Genomic DNA, 24752 nt, shown 5'->3' on the forward strand with positions numbered 1-24752 from the left:
ATCAAATTAAGCGCCAAACCCCATGCCAAAATCGCCTACGCTGGTGGACAATAACGCTTACCGAATCATTCCGCTCTGCACGGGGGCTCAGCATGAAATACGACTTCACTTCAATCATCGACCGCCACGGCATGGACTCCATCGCCGTTGACTCTTGGGGTGAGATCCCCGGTATGGCTCCAAACGCACCCGACGAGGGCTTCGACCGCATTCCCATGTGGGTGGCGGACATGAACTTCGCCACGGTGCCTACGGTCCAGGAGCACATCATTCAGCGCGCCCAGCACCCCATGTTTGGTTACTTCAATCCGCGTTCCGAGTACTTCGACCGCATCATCGAATGGCAGAGCCGCCGTAATGGCGTCGAGGGCCTGGCGCCTGAGCATATCGGCTACGAAAACGGCGTGCTGGGCGGTGTCGTGTCGACGCTGCGCGCGTATGTCCAGCCGGGCGATGCGGTGTTGGTCCACAGCCCCACCTACATCGGCTTCACCAAGTCCATCGAGGCCGCGGGCTATCGCATTGTCCACAGCCCGCTTCAGCTCGACGACCAGAGCGTGTGGCGCATGGACTTTGAGGATATGGAGCGCAAACTCGCCCAAAACCACATCCATGCCGCAGTGTTCTGCTCGCCGCACAATCCCTGCGGCCGCGTATGGGAGCGCGACGAGATCGAGCGCGCCATGGACATTTATCGCGAGCACGATTGCGTGGTGATCTCGGACGAGATTTGGTCCGATATCATTCTGCCGGGACACAAGCACATCCCGACGCAGTCGGTGAGCGAGGATGCCCGCATGCGCACGGTTGCCCTCTATGCGCCGAGCAAGACGTTTAACCTGGCGGGTCTGGTCGGCAGCTACCACATTGTCTACAACGAGACACTGCGCGACCGCATGTGCGCTGTGTCTAATAAGACCCATTACAACGAGATGAATGTCCTTTCGATGCATGCGCTTATCGGTGCCTACCAACCGCAGGGCTACGAGTGGGTGGACGAACTCAACCAGGTGCTTGCCGACAATATCGAGTACTTCTGCGATTACGTGGACGAGCATTTTGAGGGCGTGTCCTATTCGCGTCCTCAGGGCACGTACATGGTGTTTCTGGACTGCACCGAGTGGTGCCGCGAGCATGGCCGTGATATTCAGTGGTTGCTCGACGAGGGGGCACGCGTGGGCGTGGGGTATCAGGATGGACGTCCGTTCCATGGCCCCTGCCACATTCGCGTGAATCTGGCGCTGCCGCTTTCGCGCGTAAGGGAAGCGTGCGACCGCCTAGACCGTTACGTTTTTGGGGTATAGGGGTCGCACGATTCGGGTACTGCGGCTTGCGCCCGTGTCGTCAACGTGCGTGGGCGCATAGGGCGCAGAGGGTTGCGAGCGCGTTTTTCCACGTTTGCTACTTTTCTTGAATTTGCTTGCCGCAAAGGTGTTCAACCGTAATTTCATACAGCTGGACGCCCCTGATACTTTGCTTGATCTCCTCTTCGACCTCTTCGGCAGAAGGATAGTACTTGAGGGCAAACTGTCGGACTTTGTCTTCGACAAACGCCGGGTCATCGTTCACGAGGCGGCAACGGCCGAAAACCACAGTGCTTTGAACATAGGGTGCCCAGTCGTCATCTTTGTACCAATCGTTGCCATAGACGGTAAAGCAGACTTTGTCGCTGCGTTTGAGTGCGTCGACCTTATGCCCCGCCTTGGCTCCATGAAAGTAAATTTTGTCGTGCTCGGGGTCAAAGTAGTAGTTAACGGGAATGGCGTAAGGATAGCCGTCGTCTCCGTTGACGGCAAAAATGCCGCGTTTGCAATTAACAAGCAGCTCTCGTGCCTCTTGATCGGTGATAGCACGCTTCTTTCTACGAAGAGGTCTAAACATCGTGGGTTTCCTTTCTTTCCGCGTGTTGCGTGCACGGCGGTGGGTGGTATGTCTATATCAAGATACTAGTTCAGGCTGCGAGACCGACGGGAACATCCTATTTGTCGCGGATTGAAACGCACTTTTTTGTTGTGGAAGGATTGTCCCTCACAACTCGTCGTCTAGGGGCATTCTCGATGGCTGGTTCCGTTTGCGGGGGAGGCGTGGGACAATACCGACCAAAAGCGATTGCTTGTCCTGAAAAAGGGGGTCTCGATGAAAAAGCTGAGGACGCTGGCCGATGTGTTGCGTCAAGCCGGTTTCGTGCGCATCACGGGCCTTTTTCTCGTCTTTTATCTTCTGTGTTCAATGGCTGTTTGGCTCTCTGAGCCAACAACTCTTACGTTTGGCGATGGCCTTTGGTTTAGCTTTGAGACCGTATCGACGATCGGCTTTGGCGACATTCCGGCCGAGACGCCGGTCGCCCGTGTCATCACGGTCGTCCTGAGCGTTATCAGCATTTTTTACATTGCCATGCTCACGGGCGTGGCGGTGAGCTACTGCAATATGCTCATCAAGATGCATCAAAAGGACACTATGGCGCGCTTTATGGATGATCTTGAGCATTTGGAAGAGCTCGATCGTGACGAGCTCGCCGATCTGTCGCGCCGCGTGCGCGAATATCGCCGGCGCCAGCGCTAAAACGGGCGCCGCGCGTCACGATGAGGGGGACTGAATTTGAATATCACCGTGTATCTGGGTGCCAGTATCGGCAATGACCCGGCGTTTCTGTCTGCGGTGCAGGAGCTGGGCAACTGGATTGGCGCCAACGGGCACGCGCTCGTGTACGGCGGATCCAAATCGGGCCTGATGGGCGCGCTCGCCGATAGCGTGCTTAATGCCGGCGGGCACGTGACGGGTGTGGAGCCGAGCTTTTTTATCGAGGCCGAGTTTCAACATGACGGTATCGACGACCTCATCGTGACGAGCGATATGGCGGAGCGTAAGGCAAAGATGATCGAGCTCGGCGATGCGTTCATTGCCTTTCCCGGTGGGACGGGCACGCTCGAGGAGATTGCCGAGGTTATGTCCGCGGTGTCGTTGGGGCACCTGAGTGCTCCGTGCATCCTGTATAACCTGGACGGTTACTACAACGACCTCAAGGCGCTGCTCGGACACATGATTGATAAGGGTTTATCAAGCCCACGGCGCCAGCAAGGCATTTACTTTGCCGAGGATTTGTACGAAATCGCATCAATTATCAACGGATAAGCCTTGAGCCTGTCCCGCTGTGGCCCCCGGTGGCTCCGTTTGCAGCGCAGACGGTTGGCTCGTCTGGGCCACACTCGCTCTACAATAAAACGTATCTATGTCGACTTTGACCGCGGGAGGACCCGATGGATAAGCTCGCTAAACCCACAAACCGCGCGCTGTTTTTAGTTAGCGTTGCCGTGACCGGTGCGTTCGCAGGTGCCGCGGTCTGGCTGTTCTTTTTTGTGATGGAGCACGGCATCGACTATCTATGGACCGAGATTCCGCACGCACTGGGCGTCGCTTCGCCCGAGCTCGCCAGCGGCCCGTTTGGCTTTCTGCCGTACCCGTTTTTTGTCTGCCTGCTGGGCGGCCTGTTAATCGGTCTGTACGAAAAGATGACAGACACCAAGACCGATAACCTGAATCAGGTGATGGCTAAGGTCAAGCAAGATGGGCGCTACCCGTACGACAATCTGGGCAAGCTTTCGCTTGCGGCATTGCTGCCGCTGCTGTTTGGCGGAAGTATTGGACCGGAGGCCGGCCTGACCGGCGTTATCGCGGGCCTGTGCAGCTGGGTCGGCGACCGCATGCGTCGCTTTGGCGCCGAGTTTAGGGAGCTCACGCTGCTAGGTACCCAGGCTGCCCTGACGGCGCTCTTTACCGCGCCTGTCTTTGGCTTTGTGGCGCCGCTCGCCGGTAGCGCCGACGGCCAGGGCGAAGATGCCGACGATGAGTCCGCGTCCGACGAGATCACCATCAAGCTGCCCAAGGCGCAAAAGACCGTGGTCTATGGCATTGCGATTGCCGGCGGTCTGGGCACTTACCTGTTGCTTGGCCAGCTCGTGGGCGGCGGCATGGGCATGCCCAGGTTCGAGTCCGCCGAGGTGGGCAACCTGGAGCTTGCCTGGCTCATTCCGCTGGCGTTGCTCGGCACCGTTTGCGGTTGGCTGTACTTTGTCTCCGAGCATGCAAGCGAGGCGCTGTCCCATGCAATAGGGGAGCGTCCTGTCGTCAAGGCCATGATGGCCGGTCTGGCGCTCGCCATCTGTGGCACGCTCCTGCCCTACACCATGTTTGCCGGCGAGACGCAAGCCGACGTGCTCATGGAAACCTATCTGACCATTCCCGCCGGCATGCTTATCGCGACCGGTCTTGTCAAGGCCATGCTGACCCCTGCCCTCATCAATATGGGCTGGCGTGGCGGTCACTTCTTCCCGGTTATCTTCTCGGGCGTAAGCCTGGGCTATGGTCTTGCCATCCTCACCGGCGCCGATCCGGTCTTTTGCGTCGCCGTCTGCACGGCCTCGACGATGGGCGCCGTCATGCGCCAACCCGTTATGGTCGTGGGCCTGCTGCTCATGTGCTTCCCGCTCAAGGGCATCGTCTGCATGATCATCGCCGCAGCCATCGCCGCCGGCATTCCGCTGCCCAAGCCGCTGCGCAAGTAGCATATTGCGCTTTGCGTTTGTTCAGAACTCGTTTTGAAGAAGCCGCGCGAGATACCGAGCGAATCGAAGAACGCACGGTTTTCGACGGGGTCGCTCCACAGATCGACAGCGTAGGTGTCAAACCCGTATTCGCGGGCGAGTAGGGCGCTGGTGATACCGGTGCCCGATCCAAGGTCGCAGACGCGGACGCCGCAGGGGATATGCACATCGCGAAGCAGCTCTTCGCAGAGCTTGAGGGGATTGGGGCCCATAATCTTAGAGCGTACGAGTGTCGCGCCGAAGCTAGTTGCTTTTGGGAAGGGTTGAGATTCCTGGGTTTGCATTGTTCTTTCCTATCAGGTGCAAAAATGGCAGATGACGGAGGCGGAACGGCGCAACAAACCACGGCCGTTGGACGGCCGTTTTCGTGGTTCTATGCGATTGACCGTTCCCTAAAGAACAATGACCAAAAAGACATCCCCTTGGATGATCGAGACTGAGCCGAGGCCCGTGACGTTTATATTGTAAAACGTCACGGGCGTGCCGGGATATGCCGTTTGTCACGGATTTGCGAGCGTCTAGATCTCGCTTGGCATCGGCGCTATTTCCAAATCGCGAGCGCGGCGGTGCCCAGGACGATGAAGGCGAGACCGATGGCGCTGCGCCGTGAGAGTTTTTCGTTGAATGCCAGGCGCGCAAATAGTACCGATACGACAATCGATAGTTTGTCGATCTGCACCACGACGCTCACCTGGCCTGTGGCGATGGCGTAGTAGCACAGCAGCCACGATGCGCCAGTCGCAATGCCCGATGCCGCGAGAAATACGAGTTCGTAGCGGTCTACGTGCACGGCTTGGTCCATCTTGCCTTTAGCTGCCACGATTGCCCATGCCATAACCAGTACCACACAGGTACGGATTGCCGTGGCCAGGTTGGACTCGACGCCTTCGATGCCAACCTTGGCAAGGATGGACGTGAGCGCCGCGAACACGGCGGCGCCGAGGGCGTAAGCGAGCCAGGTCCGGTCTTGCTGCCGCTCGGATCCGGCAAACTGCTTCTTCTCGATCATTAAAAACGTACCGAGGGTGATGACAGCGGTTCCCACGAGCTTAACCGCAAGGTTGCTCGTCTCGCCAAAAAGCACGATGGCGATCAGTGCAGCGAGTACGGTGCTCATCTTGTCGACCGGTACGACCTTATTGACGTCTCCGATGCCCAACGCCTTAAAGTAACAGATCCACGAAGCACCGGTAGCGAGTCCCGAGAGGACGAGAAAGAGCCAAGATCTGGGTTCGATGCTGCCGATGGTTCCAATGGATCCAGAAATGCCCGCCATTGCCCAGGCGAAAACGAGCACCACGCAGGTGCGAATGGCCGTCGCGACATCGGAGTCGGTCTGCTTGATGCCGCATTTGGCCAGGACTGATGTGACGCCGGCAAAGAACGCCGACACAAATGCTGCTGCGACCCACGACACGGGTGAAATGCCTCCCCAAAGAACGACCGCGCCAGATTTACGGCGCTCGTCCGATGATACCGTCCCGCCATGAAGCTTTGATATCGCTGTGGTGAGACAGGGGCCATAGTTCGAGAGGGCATTTGGTTAAGGCTCGAATCGAAGGTGAATGATTTTCCGCGAAGTGAACGAGTAAATCTGGACCCCTGGAACATGCACACTTTTTTCGAACAAAACTGCAGGATTCTTAGACAAAAACCGCAGGAATTGAGTCCTTAAAAATGTCGATGCTACAGGGCACTGTTTTTACTCGTTCACTTCTCGGAAAAGTATTCACCTTCGATATGCTGACGGTGTCTTTTTGGTTGCCAAGAACTAGACGGCCTGCTGTGAAGGGCGGTGGTGACGCTATGCCGCCTCGTTTCATTGAAAAAATAAGCGGGGTACCACCTAAGCTTTTTTAGCCGTCGATTACAGATCGCGTACTCGATAAACCTTGGTGCTGACAGCGCAGCTGATTACACATAGTGCGAGCGCCAGTACTGCAGTTCCTGCACACAGACAGCCAAGGACGGTGGGATCGGGATTCGCCCCGGCAATCGACATGAGCCAGTTACTGATGGGGTTGGAGGAGCTTAGCGTGGCCATGGCAAGGCATCCGAGCAGGGCAAACAGGCCAACGGATAGGCGCAGCGCCTCCATGTGTCCAAATCGAAAGAACAGCGGCTGCGCCAAGAATACCATCATGAGGGAGATAAGCATCGATGCTGCCGAGGCGATTGCGATTTCAAAGACCGTCTGTCCCGTCGAAGGAATGCCCGCGCTGTTGAAGAGCGGGATGGAGGCGATGCTCAAAAGCGTGGCGGCGCACGTCATGACGGCCGAGAAGACAACGATGCTCAGGTAGCGTGCGCAGATGATGTCTTTGCGCGAGAGGGGCAGCGTTGCCCGATAACGCTCCCATCCGTTTTGATTGTCGAAGCCTGCCAGCGAGCTCATGACCATGATGGGTGACATGGCGCTGAGCGCGCAGGCGCCGGCACTCATGCCGGAGTCGCCACCTGACGTGTTGGCGAGGGTCAGCACAACGAATATGAACAGGCCGACGCCCGCTATGCTCGGGACAAGCGTGCGAACGATGGCGAGCTCGGACATAAAGGCGCGTTTCATTTCGAAGCCCCTTTCAGCGTGAGGCGTAGATAATCGTCAATGGTTGCCCGATCGCAGGGAATCTCGGGGAAGGCCTCGAGCGTTTCGCGACGGTTGGGCACGAGCACGTCCACGCTATAAGCGTGGTGGGCGGCACGGGCGCCTTCGACGCAAGCCATAAGCTCGGCGGCCTGCGCTTGGGTACAGTGGGCGATGCCGGCGCGGTCGGTAATGTCCTCGCGCGGCAGGTCAAACACAATCGAGCCGTTATCGATGCAAATGATGCGGTCGGCAGCGCGATCGAGGTCGGACGTAATGTGACTCGAGAGCAGCACGCTGCGTTGGCCGTCGGCGACAAAGGCAAGCAGCTCATCGAGCAGCTCCTCGCGTGCCATGGGATCAAGACCCGCGGTGGCTTCGTCCAAAACGAGCAGCTTGGCCTTGTGACTGAGCGCACAGGCAAGCTGCAGCTTCATGCCCATGCCGCGGGAGAGGTCCTTGACCTTCGCCTTGGGATCCAAGCCAAATCGGTCGATGAGGCTGGCGAAGGTGTCGTGGCTCCAGGTGGGGTACGCCGGGCTTACGAGTGCCTCAACTTCGGTCACCTTGAGTGTGGAAGGGAAGGGGCATGTGTCCAGCACGAGGCCGACACGAGTGCGCAGACAACGCTGCGCTTCACCGGGCGCGTCGGCGCCGCAGTGCTGCCCAAACAGGTGCACCTCGCCGGCATCGAGTTTGATAAGCCCGAGCGCGGCGCGAATGGTCGTTGTCTTGCCGGCGCCGTTTGCGCCCACAAAGCCAACAATCTGGCCGGGCTCCACGGCGAGCGTGACATCGTGTAGTGAAAAGCGGTCGCTTACAGCGCGTGAGATGCCTTTGAGTTCAAGCAAGTTTTGCATGGTATAGCCTTTCTTGCAGATGGCTACTGCATGGTTTCGGGGGCTACCAGGTCGAGCATTTCGTGCAGTTTGTCGCGCGTGACGCCCAAGGCTTCGGCTTGGCTCGCCGCTTTCGCAAGCAGGTCTTCGATATGGCATAGCTGGTTTTCGCGCAAGAGCTCCTGGTTGCCCTCGGCGACAAAACAGCCCTTGCCCTGCACGGTGCAGATAAACCCGAGTTGCTCTAGGTCGGCGTAGGCGCGCTTGGTGGTGATGACGCTCACACCTAGGTCGCTCGCGAGTGCACGGATGCTGGGGAGTTTGGCTCCCGCAGCGAGCGTGCCCGATAAGATCTGAGCTTTGACTTGCGAGGTTATCTGCTCGTAGATGGGCTTGTCGCTCGAATTGGATAGGATGATGTCCACAGCGGCTCCTTAGCTGTTGGGCTACACGTGTATATAACCGGTAAGCACAGTATATATACACTATGCACAGTTATGCAAGAGGCAAATAAGGATTGTCCGCTCGTTCATTCATCTCAATCTGTAACATCTGGAACCGATTTGGACGGCTACCTGTTACAGATTGAGATTTTGCTGGTGGGCCCCACCTGGTTGTCTCAATCTGTAACAACTGGAGAAGTTTTTGGCTGCTAGATGTTACAGATCGAGATCTTTCTGGGACGCCCACCTGTTTGTCTAAATCTGTAACAGGTAGAGGTTCAAAAACCGTCTAGATGTTACAGATCGAGACAAACTGCTGCGGAGTGCCGTCATCGACTGCTACACAGGCCCCAACTGATGAATTTGTCCTGATAGGCGCCCTAGAGCGGAATTTCGCGGCTACAATAATGCGGTTACAACGACGTAATGCACTCAATGCAAGAAAGGATCCGCATGGCAAGCCTGTCGGATGAAATCTCGTCGCGCCGCACATTCGCGATCATCAGCCACCCGGATGCCGGTAAGACCACGCTTACCGAGAAGCTGCTGCTCTATACCGGCAGCATCCAGACCGCCGGCTCGGTCAAGGGCAAGAGCTCGGCCAAGCATGCCGTCTCGGACTGGATGGACATCGAGAAGGAGCGCGGCATTTCCGTCACCTCCTCGGTGCTGCAGTTCACTTACAACGGCGCCTGCGTCAACATCCTCGATACCCCCGGTCACCAGGACTTTTCGGAGGATACCTACCGTACCCTTATGGCCGCTGACGCCGCAGTCATGGTCATCGACGGCGCCAAGGGCGTCGAGGCCCAGACCAAGAAGCTCTTTAAGGTCTGTACGCTGCGCCACATTCCCATCTTCACCTTTGTGAACAAGCTCGACCACGAGGCTCGCGATCCGTTTGAGCTCATGGAAGAGATCGAGAATGTCCTGGGCATCAATACGTATCCCATGAACTGGCCGATCGGCAGCGGCCGCAATTTCCGCGGCGTGTTCGATCGTCAGACTCGTCGTGTCATTGCCTTTGAGGGCGACGGTCATGCCAACGCTACCAGGAAGGTCGCCGAGGTCGAGGCCGAGCTGGGCGATTCTTCCATGGATGAGCTCATCGGCGAGGAGAACCATAAGAACCTGATGGACGACATCGAGCTGCTCGATGGCGCCGGCGACGAGCTCGACTTGGATGCCGTGGCCTGCGGCAAGCTGAGCCCGGCGTTCTTTGGCTCGGCGCTTACCAACTTTGGCGTGGAACCCTTCCTTAAGGAGTTCCTGCGTCTGGCCCCGACGCCGCGTGCCTATACCGATACGCTTACCAGTGAACCGGTCGATCCCTGCCGCGACGACTTTAGCGGCTTTGTGTTTAAGATCCAGGCCAACATGGACAAGAACCACCGCGACCGCATCGCCTTTGTGCGCATTTGCTCGGGTAAGTTCGAGCGCGGCATGGATGCCTTCCACGTGCAGGGCAACCGCAAGCTCAAGCTTGCCACGGGCACGTCGATGATGGCCGACGACCGCGCCATCGTGGACGAGGCGTACGCGGGCGATATCGTGGGCCTGTTCGACCCGGGTATCTTTAGCGTCGGCGACACCGTGTGCTCCGGCAAGCGCCATGTGCAGTACCCGCAGATCCCGACGTTTGCCCCCGAGATGTTCGCTCGCATTACGCAGGTCGACACGCTCAAGCGCAAGCAGTTCGTCAAGGGCATGGAGGAGCTTGCCCAGGAGGGCGCCATCCAGATCTTCCGCGAGTTGGGTGCCGGCATGGAGAGCGTCATCGTGGGCGTGGTCGGCGTGCTACAGTTTGAGGTACTCGAGCGCCGCCTCAAGGCCGAGTACCGTGTTGAGGTTCGTCGCCAGCCGCTGCCCTATACGGACATTCGCTGGATCCAGAACGACCCCGACACCATCGATATCCCGGGCCTTTCGCTCACGCGCGACACGCTGCGCGTCGAGGACATGCGCGGTGGCAAGCTGTTGCTGTTTACGAGCCCGTGGAACGTGGATTGGGCAACCGACCACAATCCCGACCTTATCCTGTCGGAGTTTGGCAACGTAGTCTTTTAACGCATCGGCGCGGTGGCCCTGCGGGGCTGCCGCGCTGCCTGCTTGCCTGATGCCGCGTGAGCGGCTATCATGCCCACCGTCGTCTCAAGACCGGGGCGTCCGAGCAGTTCGGGTCCGATATCCTGCTCGTTAAACCTAAAACCAAAGGAGTACATAATGATCAAGAAGGTCATGGAGGACTACAAGGTCCTGTTGCGGAGCATTCCCGCGGCAACGGTTTCGCTGTTTTTCGTGAGCGTTATCATGATGAACCTGCTGGCCAACAAAGAGCTCATCAGCCTGCCGTATCTGGCACTCGATTGCGGCTTTGTGGTGAGCTGGGTCTCGTTTTTGTGCCAGGACATGATCTGCAAGCGCTTTGGCGCCAAGGCATCCATCAAAATCTCTATCCTCGCACTGGCGGTCAACCTTGCCGTGAGCCTGTGCTTTTGGGCATGCTCGCTCACGCCCGGCATGTGGGGCGCCTACTACGACACGGGCATGATCGAGGTCAACACCGCCCTTAACGCCACCATCGGCGGCACCTGGTACGTGGTGCTGGGCTCTTCGCTGGCAATGTTCGTTTCTGCCGTGGTTAACTCCACGCTCAACCAGTCGCTCGGCCGTATGCTCAAAAAGAATAACTTTGCGAGCTTCGCCTTCCGCTCCTATGTGTCCACGGGTGTTGGCCAGTTTATCGACAACCTGGTCTTTGCCATTGTAGTGAGTCACACGTTCTTTGGTTGGACCTGGGTGCAGGTCCTTATGTGCTCGCTGACCGGCGCTGTCGCCGAGCTGCTGTGCGAGGTCTTCCTGAGCCCCGTGGGCTACAAGGTCGTGCGCGGCTGGGAGCGTGAGAATGTGGGCGCCGAGTACCTCAAGCGCCACGCAACCGCCTAAGGAGCAAGTATGCGGGTTTTGATTACGGGCGCTTCGGGCGGTATCGGAGCCGCGTGCGTGCGGCGCTTTTTGGACGAGGGCCACGAGGTCGTGGGCTTTGATCTGCTGCCGGCGGTGATCGAACACGAGCGCTACCGCCATCTGATTGTTGATGTCCGCGAGCCGGGCTCGTTTCCAGGCGACCTTGAACCCCAAGTGATCGTGAACGTTGCGGGTACGCAGGATTCGGTCGACGATATCGCCACCAACCTGTGTGGCACCATCAACGTGACCGAGCGCTACGCCTTTGTGGGGGAGGGGCTTGCTGCCAAGCCGGCGCCCGCTATCAAATCCGTGGTCAATGTGGGGTCGGCGAGCGGGCATACGGGATCGGAGTTTCCCGCCTATGCTGCCAGCAAGGGCGGCGTTATCGCCTACACCAAGAACCTTGCAAACCGCCTGGCACCGCAGGCCATCGCCAACAGTGTGGACCCGGGTGGCGTTATCACGCCGCTCAACCGTTGCGTGATGGAAGACGAACACCTGTGGAACCAGATTATGGAGCTTACGCCGCTTAAACGCTGGGCAACCGCCCAAGAGATCGCCGAGTGGATCTACTTTGTGGGCGTGACCAACCGGTTTATGACCGGGCAGAGCCTGCTCATTGATGGTGGCGAGGCCGGCCGCACACAATTTATTTGGCCCGAATAGGAAACGCGCCCGATGGAAAGCCGTCGGGCGCGTTTTTGATGTATCGATTTTTAGCCGAGACAAGTCCAGTTGACGGGGGTCGAGCCGTGCTGTTCGAGTAGCCGATTGGCTGCCGAGAAGGGTCGCGACCCCATAAAAGCGGGGAGTTCTGCCGTGGCACGGTTGGCCGAAAGCGGCGAGGGGTGCGTGGAGGCAAGGCAGAACTTGCCGGTTGTTTTGCCCGCGTCGATTGCGGCGAGCTTGCCCTCAACCATCTGCTGGGCAAAGCGGCCCCATGCCAAAAAGACTACCGGTTGGGGTAGCTGGCAGCAGCGTTCGATAACGTAGTCGGTGAGCGTACTCCAGCCCAGCTTGGCGTGTGAGTTCGCGGCATGCTCGCGCACGGTAAGCGTAGTGTTGAGGAGCAGGACGCCCTGTTGTGCCCATGGCGTCAGATCTCCCGTGGCGGGAATGGGACAACTCAGATCGGCTTTGAGTTCCTTATAGATGTTGCGCAGGCTTGGCGGCAACTTGGTTTGCGTCGCGGGGACCGAGAACGATAACCCCATGGCCTGGTTGGGCCCGTGATAAGGATCTTGGCCCAAGATGACAACTTTGACCTGGTCGGCCGGCGTGTAGGCGAGGGCATTGAGGATGTCGTCTTGTGCCGGGTAGATGGTCTGCTCGGCACGCAAAAGGGCGATGCGCTCGAGCAGCTGGTTCGTAGTGTCACGTACCGGCTGCGGCGCATCGTCCAACCAAGTTGCTATGTTGCGGTCGCGAGTTGCGGTGTCCATGGAGCTCCTTTATGGCAAATGCTATGTTGGCATCTATTGTAAAGGCGCACCGGTTGCCTTTATGCCGCGGCTGCATGAAGAGCGGGGTCTACGAGACGTGCTCGATGCATTCGCGGCGCATGGGCTGTCGCCGCACGTGACGAGCGAGGTGACCGACGACTACACCATCATGGCGATGGTGGAGGAGGGTCTAGGCGTGAGTATGCTCTACCGTCGTACTGTGGAGGGCATGCGGGCCGATATTCGCGTACGTCCCATCGTGCACGCCCCCTCACGCGACGTAGTGGCGGCCTGGCGCAGCTGGGACACCATGCCTATCGCCACGAGGCGCTTTATCGACTATATGAGCTCGCATATTGTCAATTAATGACTGGCGTGGCGTTGAGTGCGGTGTTTAGCAGGCTGTCGCTTTGGCTTGGGTAGCGCGATGGGTGCGTGCCGGGTGGCAGAGTAGTACCGCCACGACCATAAAGAACGCCGTGGTGCCCAGGCTGATGGGGTAGACCATCATGATGTTCGCAAAGGTGCGGAAGTGCGGGAACACGCAGAATACCCAATAGAAGCGGATGCCGCAGACGCAGATCATGGTGATAAGGGCGGGCATGAGCGAGATGCCAAAGCCGCGCAGGTAGCCGGACATGTTCTCGTAGAGCATGATAAAGGCGTATGCAGGGAAGATAGAGCACACGCGGATATAGCCGATTGAGACGATGTTGGGATCGCTGTTGAACAACGACAGGATCTCGCGCCCCAGGCCGACAATAACAATAATCGTGGTGAGCGCGACGACACCGCCTTCGACCAGGCAGACCTTAAGGGTCTTGGTGCAGCGGTCGATCTGACGGGCACCGTGGTTTTGTCCCACAAAGGTGGTGCAAGCCTGGCTAAAGCTGTTGAGCAGGTTGTAGCACACGCACTCCAGGCTCATGGCGGCGCTCGAGGCCGCCATGACCTCGGTGCCCAGGCTGTTGATGGCGGACTGGATGATGATGTTGGCGACGGCAAAGACGGCGCTTTGGATGCCGGCGGGCAGGCCGATCTTGACGATGCGCTTGAGGGCGACGGGGTCGATAGCAAGGTCGCGCGGGGTGACGCGGACGACGGAGTCGGTCTTGAGCAGGCGGATAAAGAGTGTAGCGGCGCTGACGGTGTAGGCGATGACGGTGGCGATGGCGACACCCGCGGCGCCCCAGTGGAGTACGGGGACAAAGATGAGGTCCAGGCCAATGTTGAGGACGGTGGACACGGCAAGCGCTTGCAGCGGCATGCGGGTGATGCCGACGGAGCGGAAGATCGCGGCCTCAAAGTTGTAGAGCAAGATTGAGGGCATGCTGAGCAAAAAGACGCGTAGATAGAGCGAAGCGAGCGGCATGGTCTCGGCGGGAACGTTGAGCGCGGCGAGCATGGGCTCGGCAAAGATCTCGCCCAGAGCGATGACGACAAAGCCCACGAGCGCCATTAAAATCGAGGTATGGACGGCGCGTTTGACCATATTCTGATCGTTGCGGCCGATAGCGTTGGCGATGACCACGTTGGAGCCAAGCGACATGCCAATAAACAGGTTGAGCATAAGGCTGGTAAGCGGAACATTGGAGCCGACTGCCGCCATGGCGAGGGTTCCCTGGTCGCCCGAGAAGTTACCGATAATGACCGTGGCGATGAGGTTTGACAGCTGCTCCAAGATGCTCGTGGCGGCCACGGGCAAGGCGAACAGGGGGATATTGCGCCACAGTGAGCCGGTGGTCATGTCGATGTGCTTAGATGCGGTATCAGCCATACGCTCTCAATCTCTAACGTGCTATTTCGTGCTTATTTGCGCAGACGATGATACTCCTAATCACCTAGTCATTGGGGGCGTTCTTAAACGACTAGTCATTCAAGAACGCCCCCAATGACTAGGTGGGGAAGGCGTGCGACAATGGTGTACGTTGTATTGTTCGCGCTAAGGAGTTGCCATGTTGTTGTGTCCCGTTTGCCATGAGCCGTTGGTGGACGACGAGCGCGGTGCTGCATGCGCGGGCGGACACCGGTTTGACCGTGCGCGCGAGGGTTATCTATATCTGCTACGTTCGTCCAAGAGCGGCGACTCCATGGGCGATCCCAAGTCGCAGGCACGCAGCCGTCGTGACTTTTTGAACCGTGGCTACTATGCGCCGCTGCGCGATGCAATGGTCGAGCTGGTGCGCAAACGGGTTTCTGGGCGTGCTGCGTCTACAGGCGGTCCCATGACGCTGCTCGATATTTGCTGCGGTGAGGGTTACTACACCAGCGCGATGGGCGCGGTACCGGGCGTGGACGCTTATGGCTTTGACCTGGGCAAAGAAATGGTACGCCTGGCCGCCAAGCGCGGCGATGCGACCTATTTTGTGGCCAACATGAAAGACATCCCAGTGGCCGATGGCGCCTTCGATATGGTGACCGAGCTCTTTGCTCCCTTTAACGAGCGTGAGTTTGCCCGCGTGTTGGCGCCGGAGGGTTCGCTCTACACCGTGGTGCCGGGTGCCCGTCATCTCTTTGGGCTCAAGGAGGTGCTCTACGACACGCCGTACCTCAACGACGAAAAGCTTCCGAAGACGATGGAGCTTAAACTGGTCGGCACGCAGCGGGTGTCCGCGAATATTACGCTCCAGACCCAGGCCGACATCGAGGCGGTGTTCCAGATGACGCCGTACTACTACCGCACACGCCCTACCGACAAAGAGCGCCTGGCAAACCTGGACACCCTTAAAACCGACATCGACTTCATCATTGCCGAGTACCGCCACAGCTAACCAACCTGCCAAAAAGGGACAGGTTTATTTTGGCAGGTTTTATCTGGGCAAATGTAAAGGGCCGACCGCGTTACTGCGCGATCGGCCCATGTTAGTTGCTTGGCTGCAGGGGTTATGAGAAGCGAGTGCCTACAGGCGGTCCTTGTTCTCGGCCTTAACGGCGTGCGCCTGCTGAACAAAGAACAGGTCGTAGACCACGATGACAAAGGCACCGATATTGACGGCGCTGCCGCCGAGTGCGGGAAGCGTGAGCACGGCCTGCGCAATCGTGGCGATCGCGGCAACGATGCCAAGCTTAAACGCGCTATCCACCTGCGAGGGCTTGTTGGCGCCCTTGATGCCCGCAACACCTGCGGAAAGATCGACAATGCCCTTGACGACAAGCACGACCGCGGCGAGCATGGCGTTCGACCCGTACGTGGAATCGAGGCTGCCCCTGGCGATACCGATGCCGGCGATGACGAGGCTGGCGATGCCCAAAACAAAGTAGACGAGGGCAAGGATTTTGAGAGTCTTGCGAGCGGAGCTCATGGCTGGTCCTTTCGATACGAGTACGCCGATCTGGCGTAGCCCATGTGCTGCACATATGGTGAAGCACATTGTAGTTCAACGCAGCGATGCGTGCGCCTGAAAGCGCTTTGAGCCCGCGCAGCCCAATTCGACCTTTCAAAAAGGAAAGCTGGACGTAAGCCAAATCGATGGCAGCTCATGTGCGGCGCTGCGATGATGAGACCGTAACAAGGAGCTGTTCTTAAGGAGGAGCCATGATGTACGGAGCAGGGCGAGTGCATGAGCCGCGGTCGTTGGGAAGGCGCATGGGCGATTCTGTGATCGCTGCCGTGTGCACGGGATTGATGGCGGTGCTTTGCATTGGGATGCTGTGGGCCATGTCGCATGTGGGACAATAGCGGACGGTTGGGTGCCGGCATAAACGGCGCTCACGTATTCATTTTGCTTGTTAAGGAGTACCCATGGGCGTCGTCGATCCCTTTTCTGTTGCTCGGGCCGCGGGGCTTGAGCTGATCGGGAAGTCCGCGGGCCTCACGCTCACCGACGGCACGATGGAGTTGCGTGCCGATTTTGTCCGCATGCTGCCACGGCTCAAACAGGGCCGTCTGCAGCAAGAGCTGTTGGTAAAGGCTGCGCGCGCAAAAGGCGTCGAGTGCCCATGGGCGATTGATGCCACGGCAGGCTTTGGCGAGGATTCGCTGCTGCTGGCGGCTGCGGGCTTTACTGTCGATCTGTATGAGCAGGATTGCGTGATCGCGGCGCTCCTCAAGGATGCCTTGGATCGCGCGGCAGATGATCCGGCGCTTGCGACTGCCGTGGCCCGCATGCGCTTACATGCGGGCGAGGACAGCATTGCCGGCCTTCACCATATAACTGAGTTGATCGGGCAGGGCGAGCTCACCGCTCCCGACGTGGTGTATCTGGACCCCATGTTTCCCGAGCGCACAAAGAGCGCGGCGGTTAAAAAGAAGTTTCAACTCTTGCATCATCTGGAACAGCCGTGTGCCGATGAGGAGACGCTGGTCGAAGCTGCGCTTGCGGTGCGCCCGCGCAAGGTCGTTATCAAGCGGCCGGTGAAGGGGCCGCTGCTTGCCGGCGTTAAGCCGAGCTATCAACTTGCGGGCAAGGCCGTTCGTTACGATGTTTTGGTGCCGCCGCGCCCGTAGCTTGCGTGCGATGGTTGGCGCTCCGTCGGTGTCGTGCCGATGCGGGGGTCTATTTCCAAGGGTGCGACGTCAGGTGCCAGCCGCCGCAGTATTCGCATTTGTAGCAGGCCAAACCACGCCGCCCGCGGCTTTCGCAGTCGGCCATAACGGCCTCGGCCTCGGCGCGTGTGCCGTAACGGTTTTTGCGCTCGCACGACTTGTAGCGCCAGGCTTCATCGCGCTCGGCGTTCAGGGCGTCGCGGCGCTCGTCCTCGCGCGCAAACAGGTCGCTCATAGCGCCACCGGTGGCAGCGCCCAAAAACTCGCTTTTGGCCTTTGACCAGGCGGCTCGCTTTTTGCTTCCCATCTGCTTCTCGCCCCTCTTCAAACGCTGGTATCATAGCTCAATCAAAGTGATACCAATAAACGTGAGGTCGCCGCGTGATGATCAGAAAAACCCTCGATACCGACATTCCCGCCGTCATGGCTATCTATGACGCGGCCCGTGCCTTTATGCGCGCGCATGGCAACGCCACGCAGTGGCCCGAGGGCACGCCTTCTGCCGAGCAGCTGGCTGCCGATATCGCCGCCGGTGGTAGCTATGTGTTCGAAGTCGACGGCCGCGTGGTGGCGACGTTTGCCTTTTTACCGGGCCCGGACGAGTGCTATGACGTAATTGAGGACGGGCAATGGCGTAGCGACACTCCGTACGCCGTGCTGCACCGTGTGGCGTCCGACGGCACCGTGCACGGTATCGCGGCTGCGATGTTCGCCTTTGCCAAAGAGCGTGCCGACCATCTGCGTATCGATACGCATCGGGACAACCTGCCCATGCAGGGCGCGAGTATTAAAGCGGGGTTTGAGCGTGCCGGCGTCGTATATGTGTCGGACGGCACGCCGCGTGTTGCGTTTGACTGGCTGCGCGAGGCATAAGAGCGGGGGCGCGTATCTACGCTCCAAGTAAGCGAAAATGGCCCCGGGTGGGGCCATTTTTGATCGCTGCGCTGTTTTGCAAGGTGGTAGATGTCGCTCGCTGTCGGCTCTAAGGCACCTACGCTCGGGGCAGCTCGCTTCCGCAGTGGCAACACTTGGTCGCGCCTTCGTGCACCTCTTCCAGGCAATACGGACAGACGGGCGCCGGTGCGGCTTCCTCGGCGGTGGCACCGGCGAGCCTGTCGCCGATTTCCTGCGCCTTGTTGAATGCCTTGACGATGGCAAAGACGATTGCCGCCACAATCAAAAAATTGATGCACGAGCCGATAAAGGCGCCAAAGTCGATATTAGTGCCCGGCACCACCAGCCCCGAGATCTCGGTAGCGCTACCGCCGGCAATCACGGAGATAAGCGGGTTGATGATGTTATCGGTAAGTGAGGTCACGATGGCGGTGAATGCGCCGCCGATAATCACGCCGACGGCCATGTCCATCACGTTGCCGCGATTGATGAATTCCTTGAACTCGTTGAGCAATGTCTTCATGGTGACTCCTCGCTGTTGTGGGGTTCGCGTTGTTGCCGCCCCGGATGAGCCCGTGCAGGCAAAAAGGGGAGGTGCCGGCTTTCGCAAGGCGCGAACCTACGAAAATCGCCGCACGGCAACGCGGGGCGATGAGCTCGGTCGGGGGATAGGGCCCGCTTCGCCCGCCGGCCTGTAAATTGTATCATCCAGTGTGGAACGAGAGCGCCCGTTGCCGCGTGCGACGGGCTTGCAATAAGAGGAGAGCCATGTCGAAGCAAGCGGTCGTTGGAATCTTGGCGCATGTCGATGCTGGCAAGACCACGCTGGCCGAGGCCATGCTGTTCGATGCGGGTCGCATTCGTAAGCGCGGCCGCGTGGACGATGGCGATTCGTATCTGGACACTGACGCGATCGAGCGCGAGCGCGGCATTACGATTTTCTCGTCGCAGGCCGTGCTCGACCACGGTGATACCCGCGTCATGCTCGTGGATGCACCGGGGCATGTCGATTTTTCTGCCGAGGCGGAGCGCACGCTGCGCGCACTCGACTACGCGATTTTAGTTGTGGGCGCCAACGACGGCGTGCAGGGGCACACCGAAACCCTGTGGCGCCTGCTTGCACGCTATGACATTCCGACGTTCATCTATATCAACAAAATCGATTTGGAGAATCCCGGCCGCGATGTTTTGCTGGCACAACTTGGGCGGCGTCTTTCCGAAGGCTGCCTGGATGCCAACGAACTGCTGGAGGGCGGCGCCGTTCAGGAGGACGCTGCAGCGTTGGACGAGGCGGCGCTCGAGGAGTTTCTTGAGGCAGGTGAGCTTTCCGTCGCAACGCTGTCGCGCATGGTTGCCGAGCGCAAGCTCTTTCCCTGCTTTGCCGGCTCGGCGCTCAAGGACCAGGGCGTGAGCGAGCTGCTGGATGGTATATGCGTGCTGATGCGCGAACAGATATGGCTTCCGGAGTTTGCCGCGCGCGTCTATCGTGTCAGCCGCGGGGATCGCGGCGAGCGTTTGGCATGGGTTAAAGTGACCGGCGGCACGCTGTGTGCAAAACAGATGATCAGCGGACGTTCCGGTGCCGAGGCATGGGAGCAGAAGGTCGATCAGGTGCGCATCTATAACGGCGAAAAGTATGAGCTTGCCCAAGAAGTTGCTGCTGGCGGTATTTGTGCCGTGACGGGTCTTGCGCACGTTCGCCCAGGGGACGCCTTGGGTGCGGAGCCCGTGTGTGATGCGCCCGTCATCGCTCCGGTCCTCACCTATACGGTGCTTCCGGGCGAACACGATGTCCACGCGGTGTTTAAAGCGCTGACTGAGTTGGCGGACGAAGATCCCATGCTCGGCGTAAGCTGGAATACTCATCTGGAGCAGATTCACCTGCAGCTGATGGGCGCCGTGCAACTCGAGGTCGTGCAGCGGGTGTTGGTCGATCGCTTTGGCCTTTCGATTTCGTTTGAGCCCGGCGGCATTCTCTATAAGGAGACTATTTCGCAGCCGGTCGAGGGCGTGGGCCACTTTGAGCCACTGCGCCACTATGCCGAGGTGCATCTGAGCCTGGAGCCGTTGCCAGCGGGTTCGGGCGTGCAGTTTGGCACCGTGACTTCGACCGACGAGCTCGATCTTAACTGGCAACGCCTGGCGCTTACAAACGCCATGGAGCGAGATCACCTGGGCGTGCTGACCGGCTCGCCCATCACCGATGTGCGCATTACGCTCACAGGTGGCCGTGCGCATGCCAAACACACCGAGGGCGGCGACTTTCGCCAGGCCACGTACCGCGCGATTCGCCAGGGGCTCATGCAGGCGCGTGAGGCCGGCGCGGCGGTGCTGTTGGAGCCGTGGTATCGCTTTGAGCTCGAGGTGCCGGGGGAGTGTGTGGGCAGGGCGTTGTCAGACGCCACGCGTATGGGAGCCGACTACGAGCCGCCGACGATGGCGGGCGAACGGGCAAAGCTTGTGGGTCGCGTGCCGGCATCCGAGGTCCAGGATTATGCGCTGGAGGTGGCCGCCTACACGAGCGGTCGCGGGCATCTGTACCTGGAGTTTGCCGGCTATGCGGCATGCCATGATGCCGAGCGCGTCATCGAGACTGTCGCCTATGAGCCCGAGGCCGATCTACCCAACACGCCCGACTCGGTCTTTTGCTCTCACGGCGCCGGCTACACGGTCAAATGGTACGACGTCCCCGAGGCAGCCCACGTAAAGGTCGATCCCGCCACCTTCCGCCCCTGGCGAGCGGCGGACGTCGAGTTTTTCCGCCATAGGTGATAGAGGGTCAGTCTCTTTGTCGCATCCTGTTGGTATAACTCGGTATAAGTTGGTATAACTGTTACCAGGGTTTGCCAATCCGAGGAGGCCGACATGAATCCAAATCCCTTTAAGCCCACGGCTGGCAAGCGGCCTCCGATACTCATCGGCCGCGAGTCGGTCATCGAAGATTTCGAGGAAGGGCTCGATAACGGCGCCGGAGCGCCGGGCAGGCTCATGCTCATTACGGGAAACCGCGGCTGTGGCAAAACAGTTCTCTTGCGGGAGCTGCAGCGTTTAGCTAGCGAGCGCGGATGGGCGGTTGTCTCCGATTCCGCCTCGCTTGGCCTATGCGGCCGCTTGGCCGACGCGCTTCGCTCGAATAAACCCGTTGTGACGTCAATGGAGTTTGGTCCGTCGTTTGGCCGAATGTCGGTCGAGGCGGCGCGGGCAAAAGGCGAGACGTTGCGCGGGTTAGTCAACGAACGCCTCAAGAAACTCGGGCCGGGAAAGGGCTTACTGTTTGCGATTGACGAGGCCCAATCGGCATCTATCGAGGAGCTGGCGGCGCTGGCCGTTCTCTATCAGCAGGTGCTCGGAGACCAGGATGCTACGGGCTTGCCCGATAGCGACCAGCGCGGTCTTGCGCTGGTTTTTGCCGGCTTGCCCAGCATGGTTGATGACTTGCTCGAAGAGCCGAGCGTAACGTTTTTGCGCCGCGCCCAGCAGCGTACGCTGGGGGCGATTTCTTTGCCCAAAGTGCGCGATTCATATATCCAGACGGTCAAAGGCACTGGTCTTTGCGTTGATGCGGAGACGGCGGACCTTGCGGCGCGCAAGAGCATGGGGCATCCCTATATGGTTCAGCTGGTGGGATATTACATGTGGAGGTCTGCTGTCCGGCGTGACTCGCGGGTCATTGAAGTGTGCGATGTCGAGGCTGGCTACGCCGATGCCATCTCCGAGTTCTATGAAGCAGTGGACGCTCCCTTGTATTACGGGTTGCGCAGTCCGCAGCGCCTCTTTATCGAGGCCATGGCGGCTGATGGGGGCAAGCCGACGCGCATGGCTGACATCATTGAGCGCTGCGACCGCACCCAAAGCTGGGCGAGTAAATATCGCGCAAGCCTGATTCGCGAGCGCGTCATCGAGGCTGCCGGATACGGCCTCGTCCGGTTTACCGTGCCCATGCTGGGCGAGTACATCCGCGACCGCGTTTTATGGCATGAGTAGGGTGATAAAGGTGACGGAACAGAAGATGAGCCCGCAGGCTATAGAGGTACGTGGCGCGCGTGTGCACAACCTCAAGGACATCGATATCGATATTCCGCTGGGAAAGCTCGTGGGTATTGCTGGCGTATCGGGTTCGGGCAAGAGTTCGCTGGCACTGGGCGTTCTTTACGCCGAGGGCTCGCGTCGCTACCTGGAGGCGCTTAGCACCTATACCCGCCGCCGTCTGACGCAGGCCGAACATGCCCAGGTGGACGAGGTGCTGCACGTACCGGCGGCGCTCGCATTGCATCAGCGTCCCAGCGTGCCGGGTGTGCGCTCGACCTTTGGTACCATGACCGAGCTCAACAATAGCCTGCGTCTGCTCTTTAGCCGTTGCGCCCATCACGTGTGCCCGCATTGCGAGGCGCGCGTGGAGCCGAGCCTTAACGTGGCCGCGGGTCTGTCGCTCACGTGTCCCGAGTGCGGCCGTGAGTTCTACGCGCCGGGTGCCGAGGACCTTGCCTTTAACAGCAGCGGCGCGTGTCCCACCTGCGGCGGCACCGGTGTCATGCGCGAGGTGGACGAGGCGAGCCTGGTGCCCGACGAGTCCAAGACCATCAACGAAGGTGCGGTGCTTCCTTGGGGCACGCTCATGTGGGACCTGATGAAGCAAGTGGCAGGCGAGATGGGTGTGCGCATCGACGTGCCGTTTAACCAGCTCACGCCTCAAGAGCGCGACATTGTGTTTCACGGTCCGGCGGTTAAGAAGCACATTCTCTACGTTCCCAAAAACGGCGAGGGCGCTACGCCGCTCGACTTCACCTATTACAATGCCGTCTATACCGTCGAGAACGCGCTCGCCAAGGTCAAAGACGATAAGGGCTTAAAACGCGTGGCGCGCTTTTTGCGCGAGGGGCCATGTCGTGACTGTGGCGGCATGCGTCTCTCCGAGACCGCCCGCCAGCCCCAGGTGCGCGGTATCAATCTGGCGCAGGCCGCGGCCATGACGCTGGGCGAGGCGATTGAGTGGGTGCGCGGGGTGCCCGCATCCTTGCCGGCCGAGATGCGGCCCATGGCGGCGGATATCTGCGATTCGTTTTTGAGCGCGGCCCGTCGCCTGGTCGATCTGGGTCTCGACTACCTTTCGCTCGATCGCGCCGGTGCCACGCTCTCCACGGGCGAGCGTCAGCGCGTGCAGCTCGCCCGCGTGGTGCGCAACCGATCGACGGGCGTGCTCTATGTGCTGGACGAGCCCTCAATCGGCTTGCATCCTGCCAATGTCGACGGCTTGGTGGGCGTGATGCGCGATCTGGTTGATGACGGCAACACCGTGGTTGTTGTCGACCACGATACACGTGTGCTGGCGGAAGCCGACTATCTGGTCGAGATGGGCCCCGTTGCCGGAGCTGGCGGCGGTAATGTGATTGCCGCTGGCACGGTGGACGAGGTCGAACAATCGCAGGGCAGCCGCATCGCCCCGTTTTTGCGCGCAGACCCCAAGCGTATGCGCCCGCAGGTGACTGACGACGAACTGTTCGACCAGGGCCACATCCGCATGGCAACCGATGCCATCCATACCGTCAAACCGCTCGAAGTCGATATGCCGCGCGGTCGCCTTGTCGCGGTGACGGGCGTTTCGGGTTCGGGTAAGACGACGTTGGTGCTCGAGACACTCATCCCGGCGCTTAAGGCCCAGGCAGCTGGCGAGCGCGTGCCAAGCCATGTGCGCTGGGTCGACGCCGAGGGTATCGCACGCGCAAACCTGATTGACGCTACACCTATCGGCGCCAACGTGCGCTCGACGGTAGCGACCTATGCCGACATCCATGATGAGCTGCGTCGTGCCTTCGCCCGTACGCCCGAGGCCAAGGCAGCCGGCTACAAGGCGGGTGCCTTTAGCTACAACACTGGCGCCTTGCGCTGCCCTACATGCGATGGCACGGGCTCGATATCGCTCGACGTGCAATTTTTGCCCGACGTCGAGATCATCTGCCCAGCATGTCGAGGCTCGCGTTATGCAGACGCGGCTTCGCATATCCATCGCGAGGGCAAGGACGGGAGCAAGCTTACGTTGCCGCAGCTCATGGACATGAGCGTGGACGAGGCTCTCGACGCCACGGTGGGGCTCAAGAAGGTTCAGGCGCGCTTGCTGACCTTGCACGACCTGGGCTTGGGCTATCTTACACTCGGTGAGCCCACGCCGGCGCTTTCGGGCGGCGAGGCGCAGCGTTTAAAGCTTGCGAGCGAGATGGGCCGCGTGCAGGACGATGCCGTATTCGTATTCGACGAGCCCACGATCGGCCTGCATCCGCTCGATGTTCAGGTGCTGCTGAACGTGTTTGACGGCCTCGTCGCCAAGGGCGCCACGGTTATCGTGATCGAACACGATCTCGATCTTATCCGTAACGCCGATTACGTGATCGACATGGGCCCGGGCGGTGGCGACGCGGGCGGGCAAGTCGTCTGCGCCGGCACTCCGGCGGATATCGCTGCTTGCTCCAAGAGCATTACCGGCCGCTACCTATAGGCA

24 protein-coding genes are annotated in these 24752 nt (G+C 59.6%); 14 read left to right on the forward strand and 10 right to left on the reverse strand.

Annotated features, from left to right (window positions below):
- Positions 1-92: 92 nt before the first annotated feature.
- Positions 93-1304, forward strand: coding sequence for a MalY/PatB family protein (locus tag FYJ40_RS06885; RefSeq protein ID WP_154516958.1), 1212 nt, complete (start codon positions 93-95; stop codon positions 1302-1304).
- A gap of 97 nt (positions 1305-1401) precedes the next feature.
- Here FYJ40_RS06885 and FYJ40_RS06890 read toward each other — a convergent pair whose 3' ends face one another.
- Complete coding sequence (locus FYJ40_RS06890) at positions 1402-1881, reverse strand: pyridoxamine 5'-phosphate oxidase family protein (RefSeq protein ID WP_154516961.1); 480 nt, start codon at positions 1879-1881, stop codon at positions 1402-1404.
- Between the two features lie 255 nt (positions 1882-2136).
- Here FYJ40_RS06890 and FYJ40_RS06895 point away from each other — a divergent pair, with 255 nt between their 5' ends.
- From FYJ40_RS06895 to FYJ40_RS06905, 3 genes are all read left to right on the forward strand, one after another.
- Positions 2137-2562 carry a potassium channel family protein gene (locus tag FYJ40_RS06895; RefSeq protein WP_154516963.1) on the forward strand — a complete coding sequence of 142 codons (426 nt, stop codon included), beginning with the start codon at positions 2137-2139 and terminating at the stop codon, positions 2560-2562.
- A gap of 36 nt (positions 2563-2598) precedes the next feature.
- Entirely contained in the window at positions 2599-3132 is a 534-nt protein-coding gene (locus FYJ40_RS06900) for a TIGR00730 family Rossman fold protein (protein WP_154516966.1), read from the forward strand.
- Between the two features lie 125 nt (positions 3133-3257).
- Positions 3258-4562 (forward strand): chloride channel protein, encoded by a 1305-nt coding sequence (locus FYJ40_RS06905; protein WP_154516969.1) that lies wholly within the window; start codon positions 3258-3260, stop codon positions 4560-4562.
- A 580-nt stretch (positions 4563-5142) separates the two neighbouring features.
- Here the strand turns inward: FYJ40_RS06905 and FYJ40_RS09240 are convergent.
- From FYJ40_RS09240 to FYJ40_RS06925, 4 genes are all read right to left on the reverse strand, one after another.
- The gene (locus FYJ40_RS09240) at positions 5143-6018 is read right to left on the reverse strand and encodes an EamA family transporter (RefSeq protein ID WP_370450619.1); all 876 of its coding nucleotides are present in this window, start codon (positions 6016-6018) and stop codon (positions 5143-5145) included.
- A 450-nt stretch (positions 6019-6468) separates the two neighbouring features.
- On the reverse strand, positions 6469-7167 hold the full coding sequence (locus tag FYJ40_RS06915) for an ABC-2 transporter permease (RefSeq protein WP_154516972.1): 699 nt from the start codon (positions 7165-7167) through the stop codon (positions 6469-6471).
- On the reverse strand, positions 7164-8045 hold the full coding sequence (locus FYJ40_RS06920; RefSeq protein WP_154516975.1) for an ABC transporter ATP-binding protein: 882 nt from the start codon (positions 8043-8045) through the stop codon (positions 7164-7166). The genes FYJ40_RS06915 and FYJ40_RS06920 overlap by 4 nt, the downstream gene beginning before the upstream one ends.
- A gap of 23 nt (positions 8046-8068) precedes the next feature.
- The gene (locus tag FYJ40_RS06925) at positions 8069-8449 is read right to left on the reverse strand and encodes a GntR family transcriptional regulator (RefSeq protein WP_370450620.1); all 381 of its coding nucleotides are present in this window, start codon (positions 8447-8449) and stop codon (positions 8069-8071) included.
- Positions 8450-8920: 471 nt separating this feature from the next.
- Here FYJ40_RS06925 and FYJ40_RS06930 point away from each other — a divergent pair, with 471 nt between their 5' ends.
- The 3 genes from FYJ40_RS06930 (at position 8921) to FYJ40_RS06940 (ending at position 12103) form a co-directional block, all read left to right on the forward strand.
- Positions 8921-10534 carry a peptide chain release factor 3 gene (locus tag FYJ40_RS06930; protein WP_154516978.1) on the forward strand — a complete coding sequence of 538 codons (1614 nt, stop codon included), beginning with the start codon at positions 8921-8923 and terminating at the stop codon, positions 10532-10534.
- A gap of 156 nt (positions 10535-10690) precedes the next feature.
- Positions 10691-11413, forward strand: a complete 723-nt coding sequence (locus FYJ40_RS06935) for a VUT family protein (protein WP_229770709.1) — start codon at positions 10691-10693, stop codon at positions 11411-11413.
- Positions 11414-11422: 9 nt separating this feature from the next.
- On the forward strand, positions 11423-12103 hold the full coding sequence (locus FYJ40_RS06940; protein ID WP_154516980.1) for an SDR family NAD(P)-dependent oxidoreductase: 681 nt from the start codon (positions 11423-11425) through the stop codon (positions 12101-12103).
- Positions 12104-12153: 50 nt separating this feature from the next.
- Here the strand turns inward: FYJ40_RS06940 and FYJ40_RS06945 are convergent, their stop codons facing one another.
- Entirely contained in the window at positions 12154-12879 is a 726-nt protein-coding gene (locus tag FYJ40_RS06945) for a uracil-DNA glycosylase (RefSeq protein ID WP_154516983.1), read from the reverse strand.
- A 61-nt stretch (positions 12880-12940) separates the two neighbouring features.
- Here FYJ40_RS06945 and FYJ40_RS08945 point away from each other — a divergent pair, with 61 nt between their 5' ends.
- Positions 12941-13246 (forward strand): LysR family transcriptional regulator substrate-binding protein, encoded by a 306-nt coding sequence (locus FYJ40_RS08945; protein ID WP_195838574.1) that lies wholly within the window; start codon positions 12941-12943, stop codon positions 13244-13246.
- Between the two features lie 27 nt (positions 13247-13273).
- Here FYJ40_RS08945 and FYJ40_RS06955 read toward each other — a convergent pair whose 3' ends face one another.
- A complete protein-coding gene (locus FYJ40_RS06955; RefSeq protein WP_154516989.1) occupies positions 13274-14656 on the reverse strand; it encodes an MATE family efflux transporter in 1383 nt (460 codons plus the stop codon).
- A 178-nt stretch (positions 14657-14834) separates the two neighbouring features.
- On the opposite strand from FYJ40_RS06955, the gene FYJ40_RS06960 reads away from it, so the two are divergent.
- The gene (locus tag FYJ40_RS06960) at positions 14835-15650 is read left to right on the forward strand and encodes a putative RNA methyltransferase (RefSeq protein ID WP_154516992.1); all 816 of its coding nucleotides are present in this window, start codon (positions 14835-14837) and stop codon (positions 15648-15650) included.
- A 129-nt stretch (positions 15651-15779) separates the two neighbouring features.
- On the opposite strand, the gene FYJ40_RS06965 is transcribed toward FYJ40_RS06960, so the two are convergent.
- Complete coding sequence (locus FYJ40_RS06965; protein ID WP_154516995.1) at positions 15780-16181, reverse strand: hypothetical protein; 402 nt, start codon at positions 16179-16181, stop codon at positions 15780-15782.
- Between the two features lie 440 nt (positions 16182-16621).
- Here FYJ40_RS06965 and FYJ40_RS06970 point away from each other — a divergent pair, with 440 nt between their 5' ends.
- On the forward strand, positions 16622-17326 hold the full coding sequence (locus FYJ40_RS06970; RefSeq protein ID WP_154516998.1) for a class I SAM-dependent methyltransferase: 705 nt from the start codon (positions 16622-16624) through the stop codon (positions 17324-17326).
- A gap of 49 nt (positions 17327-17375) precedes the next feature.
- Here FYJ40_RS06970 and FYJ40_RS06975 read toward each other — a convergent pair whose 3' ends face one another.
- Positions 17376-17672: a hypothetical protein gene (locus tag FYJ40_RS06975; RefSeq protein ID WP_154517000.1), complete on the reverse strand. Its 297-nt coding sequence runs from the start codon at positions 17670-17672 to the stop codon at positions 17376-17378.
- 77 nt (positions 17673-17749) lie between these two features.
- On the opposite strand from FYJ40_RS06975, the gene FYJ40_RS06980 reads away from it, so the two are divergent.
- A complete protein-coding gene (locus tag FYJ40_RS06980; RefSeq protein ID WP_154517003.1) occupies positions 17750-18238 on the forward strand; it encodes an N-acetyltransferase in 489 nt (162 codons plus the stop codon).
- Positions 18239-18356: 118 nt separating this feature from the next.
- Here the strand turns inward: FYJ40_RS06980 and mscL are convergent, their stop codons facing one another.
- On the reverse strand, positions 18357-18782 hold the full coding sequence (mscL, locus tag FYJ40_RS06985) for a large conductance mechanosensitive channel protein MscL (RefSeq protein ID WP_154517006.1): 426 nt from the start codon (positions 18780-18782) through the stop codon (positions 18357-18359).
- Between the two features lie 245 nt (positions 18783-19027).
- Between mscL and FYJ40_RS06990 the strand changes: the two genes are divergently transcribed.
- The 3 genes from FYJ40_RS06990 to FYJ40_RS07000 all read left to right on the forward strand — a co-directional run bounded on the left by FYJ40_RS06990 (position 19028) and on the right by FYJ40_RS07000 (position 24749).
- Entirely contained in the window at positions 19028-21031 is a 2004-nt protein-coding gene (locus FYJ40_RS06990) for a translation factor GTPase family protein (protein WP_154517009.1), read from the forward strand.
- A 93-nt stretch (positions 21032-21124) separates the two neighbouring features.
- Entirely contained in the window at positions 21125-22243 is a 1119-nt protein-coding gene (locus FYJ40_RS06995) for an AAA family ATPase (RefSeq protein WP_154517012.1), read from the forward strand.
- Between the two features lie 10 nt (positions 22244-22253).
- Positions 22254-24749, forward strand: a complete 2496-nt coding sequence (locus FYJ40_RS07000; protein ID WP_370450621.1) for an excinuclease ABC subunit UvrA — start codon at positions 22254-22256, stop codon at positions 24747-24749.
- Positions 24750-24752: the final 3 nt, after the last annotated feature.

The organism is Collinsella sp. WCA1-178-WT-3 (M1) (assembly GCF_009696325.1).
GTDB lineage: Bacteria > Actinomycetota > Coriobacteriia > Coriobacteriales > Coriobacteriaceae > Collinsella.

Excerpts from the sequence above, each read along its gene's own strand:
- FYJ40_RS06885 (WP_154516958.1), top strand. The coding sequence starts at position 93 with ATGAAATACGACTTCACTTCAATCATCGACCGCCACGGCATGGACTCC.
- FYJ40_RS06890 (WP_154516961.1), bottom strand. The coding sequence starts at position 1,881 with ATGTTTAGACCTCTTCGTAGAAAGAAGCGTGCTATCACCGATCAAGAG.
- FYJ40_RS06895 (WP_154516963.1), top strand. The coding sequence starts at position 2,137 with ATGAAAAAGCTGAGGACGCTGGCCGATGTGTTGCGTCAAGCCGGTTTC.
- FYJ40_RS06905 (WP_154516969.1), top strand. The coding sequence starts at position 3,258 with ATGGATAAGCTCGCTAAACCCACAAACCGCGCGCTGTTTTTAGTTAGC.
- FYJ40_RS06915 (WP_154516972.1), bottom strand. The coding sequence starts at position 7,167 with ATGAAACGCGCCTTTATGTCCGAGCTCGCCATCGTTCGCACGCTTGTC.
- FYJ40_RS06920 (WP_154516975.1), bottom strand. The coding sequence starts at position 8,045 with ATGCAAAACTTGCTTGAACTCAAAGGCATCTCACGCGCTGTAAGCGAC.
- FYJ40_RS06930 (WP_154516978.1), top strand. The coding sequence starts at position 8,921 with ATGGCAAGCCTGTCGGATGAAATCTCGTCGCGCCGCACATTCGCGATC.
- FYJ40_RS06935 (WP_229770709.1), top strand. The coding sequence starts at position 10,691 with ATGATCAAGAAGGTCATGGAGGACTACAAGGTCCTGTTGCGGAGCATT.
- FYJ40_RS06940 (WP_154516980.1), top strand. The coding sequence starts at position 11,423 with ATGCGGGTTTTGATTACGGGCGCTTCGGGCGGTATCGGAGCCGCGTGC.
- FYJ40_RS06945 (WP_154516983.1), bottom strand. The coding sequence starts at position 12,879 with ATGGACACCGCAACTCGCGACCGCAACATAGCAACTTGGTTGGACGAT.
- FYJ40_RS08945 (WP_195838574.1), top strand. The coding sequence starts at position 12,941 with ATGCCGCGGCTGCATGAAGAGCGGGGTCTACGAGACGTGCTCGATGCA.
- FYJ40_RS06955 (WP_154516989.1), bottom strand. The coding sequence starts at position 14,656 with ATGGCTGATACCGCATCTAAGCACATCGACATGACCACCGGCTCACTG.
- FYJ40_RS06960 (WP_154516992.1), top strand. The coding sequence starts at position 14,835 with ATGTTGTTGTGTCCCGTTTGCCATGAGCCGTTGGTGGACGACGAGCGC.
- FYJ40_RS06965 (WP_154516995.1), bottom strand. The coding sequence starts at position 16,181 with ATGAGCTCCGCTCGCAAGACTCTCAAAATCCTTGCCCTCGTCTACTTT.
- FYJ40_RS06970 (WP_154516998.1), top strand. The coding sequence starts at position 16,622 with ATGGGCGTCGTCGATCCCTTTTCTGTTGCTCGGGCCGCGGGGCTTGAG.
- FYJ40_RS06975 (WP_154517000.1), bottom strand. The coding sequence starts at position 17,672 with ATGGGAAGCAAAAAGCGAGCCGCCTGGTCAAAGGCCAAAAGCGAGTTT.
- FYJ40_RS06980 (WP_154517003.1), top strand. The coding sequence starts at position 17,750 with ATGATCAGAAAAACCCTCGATACCGACATTCCCGCCGTCATGGCTATC.
- mscL (WP_154517006.1), bottom strand. The coding sequence starts at position 18,782 with ATGAAGACATTGCTCAACGAGTTCAAGGAATTCATCAATCGCGGCAAC.
- FYJ40_RS06990 (WP_154517009.1), top strand. The coding sequence starts at position 19,028 with ATGTCGAAGCAAGCGGTCGTTGGAATCTTGGCGCATGTCGATGCTGGC.
- FYJ40_RS06995 (WP_154517012.1), top strand. The coding sequence starts at position 21,125 with ATGAATCCAAATCCCTTTAAGCCCACGGCTGGCAAGCGGCCTCCGATA.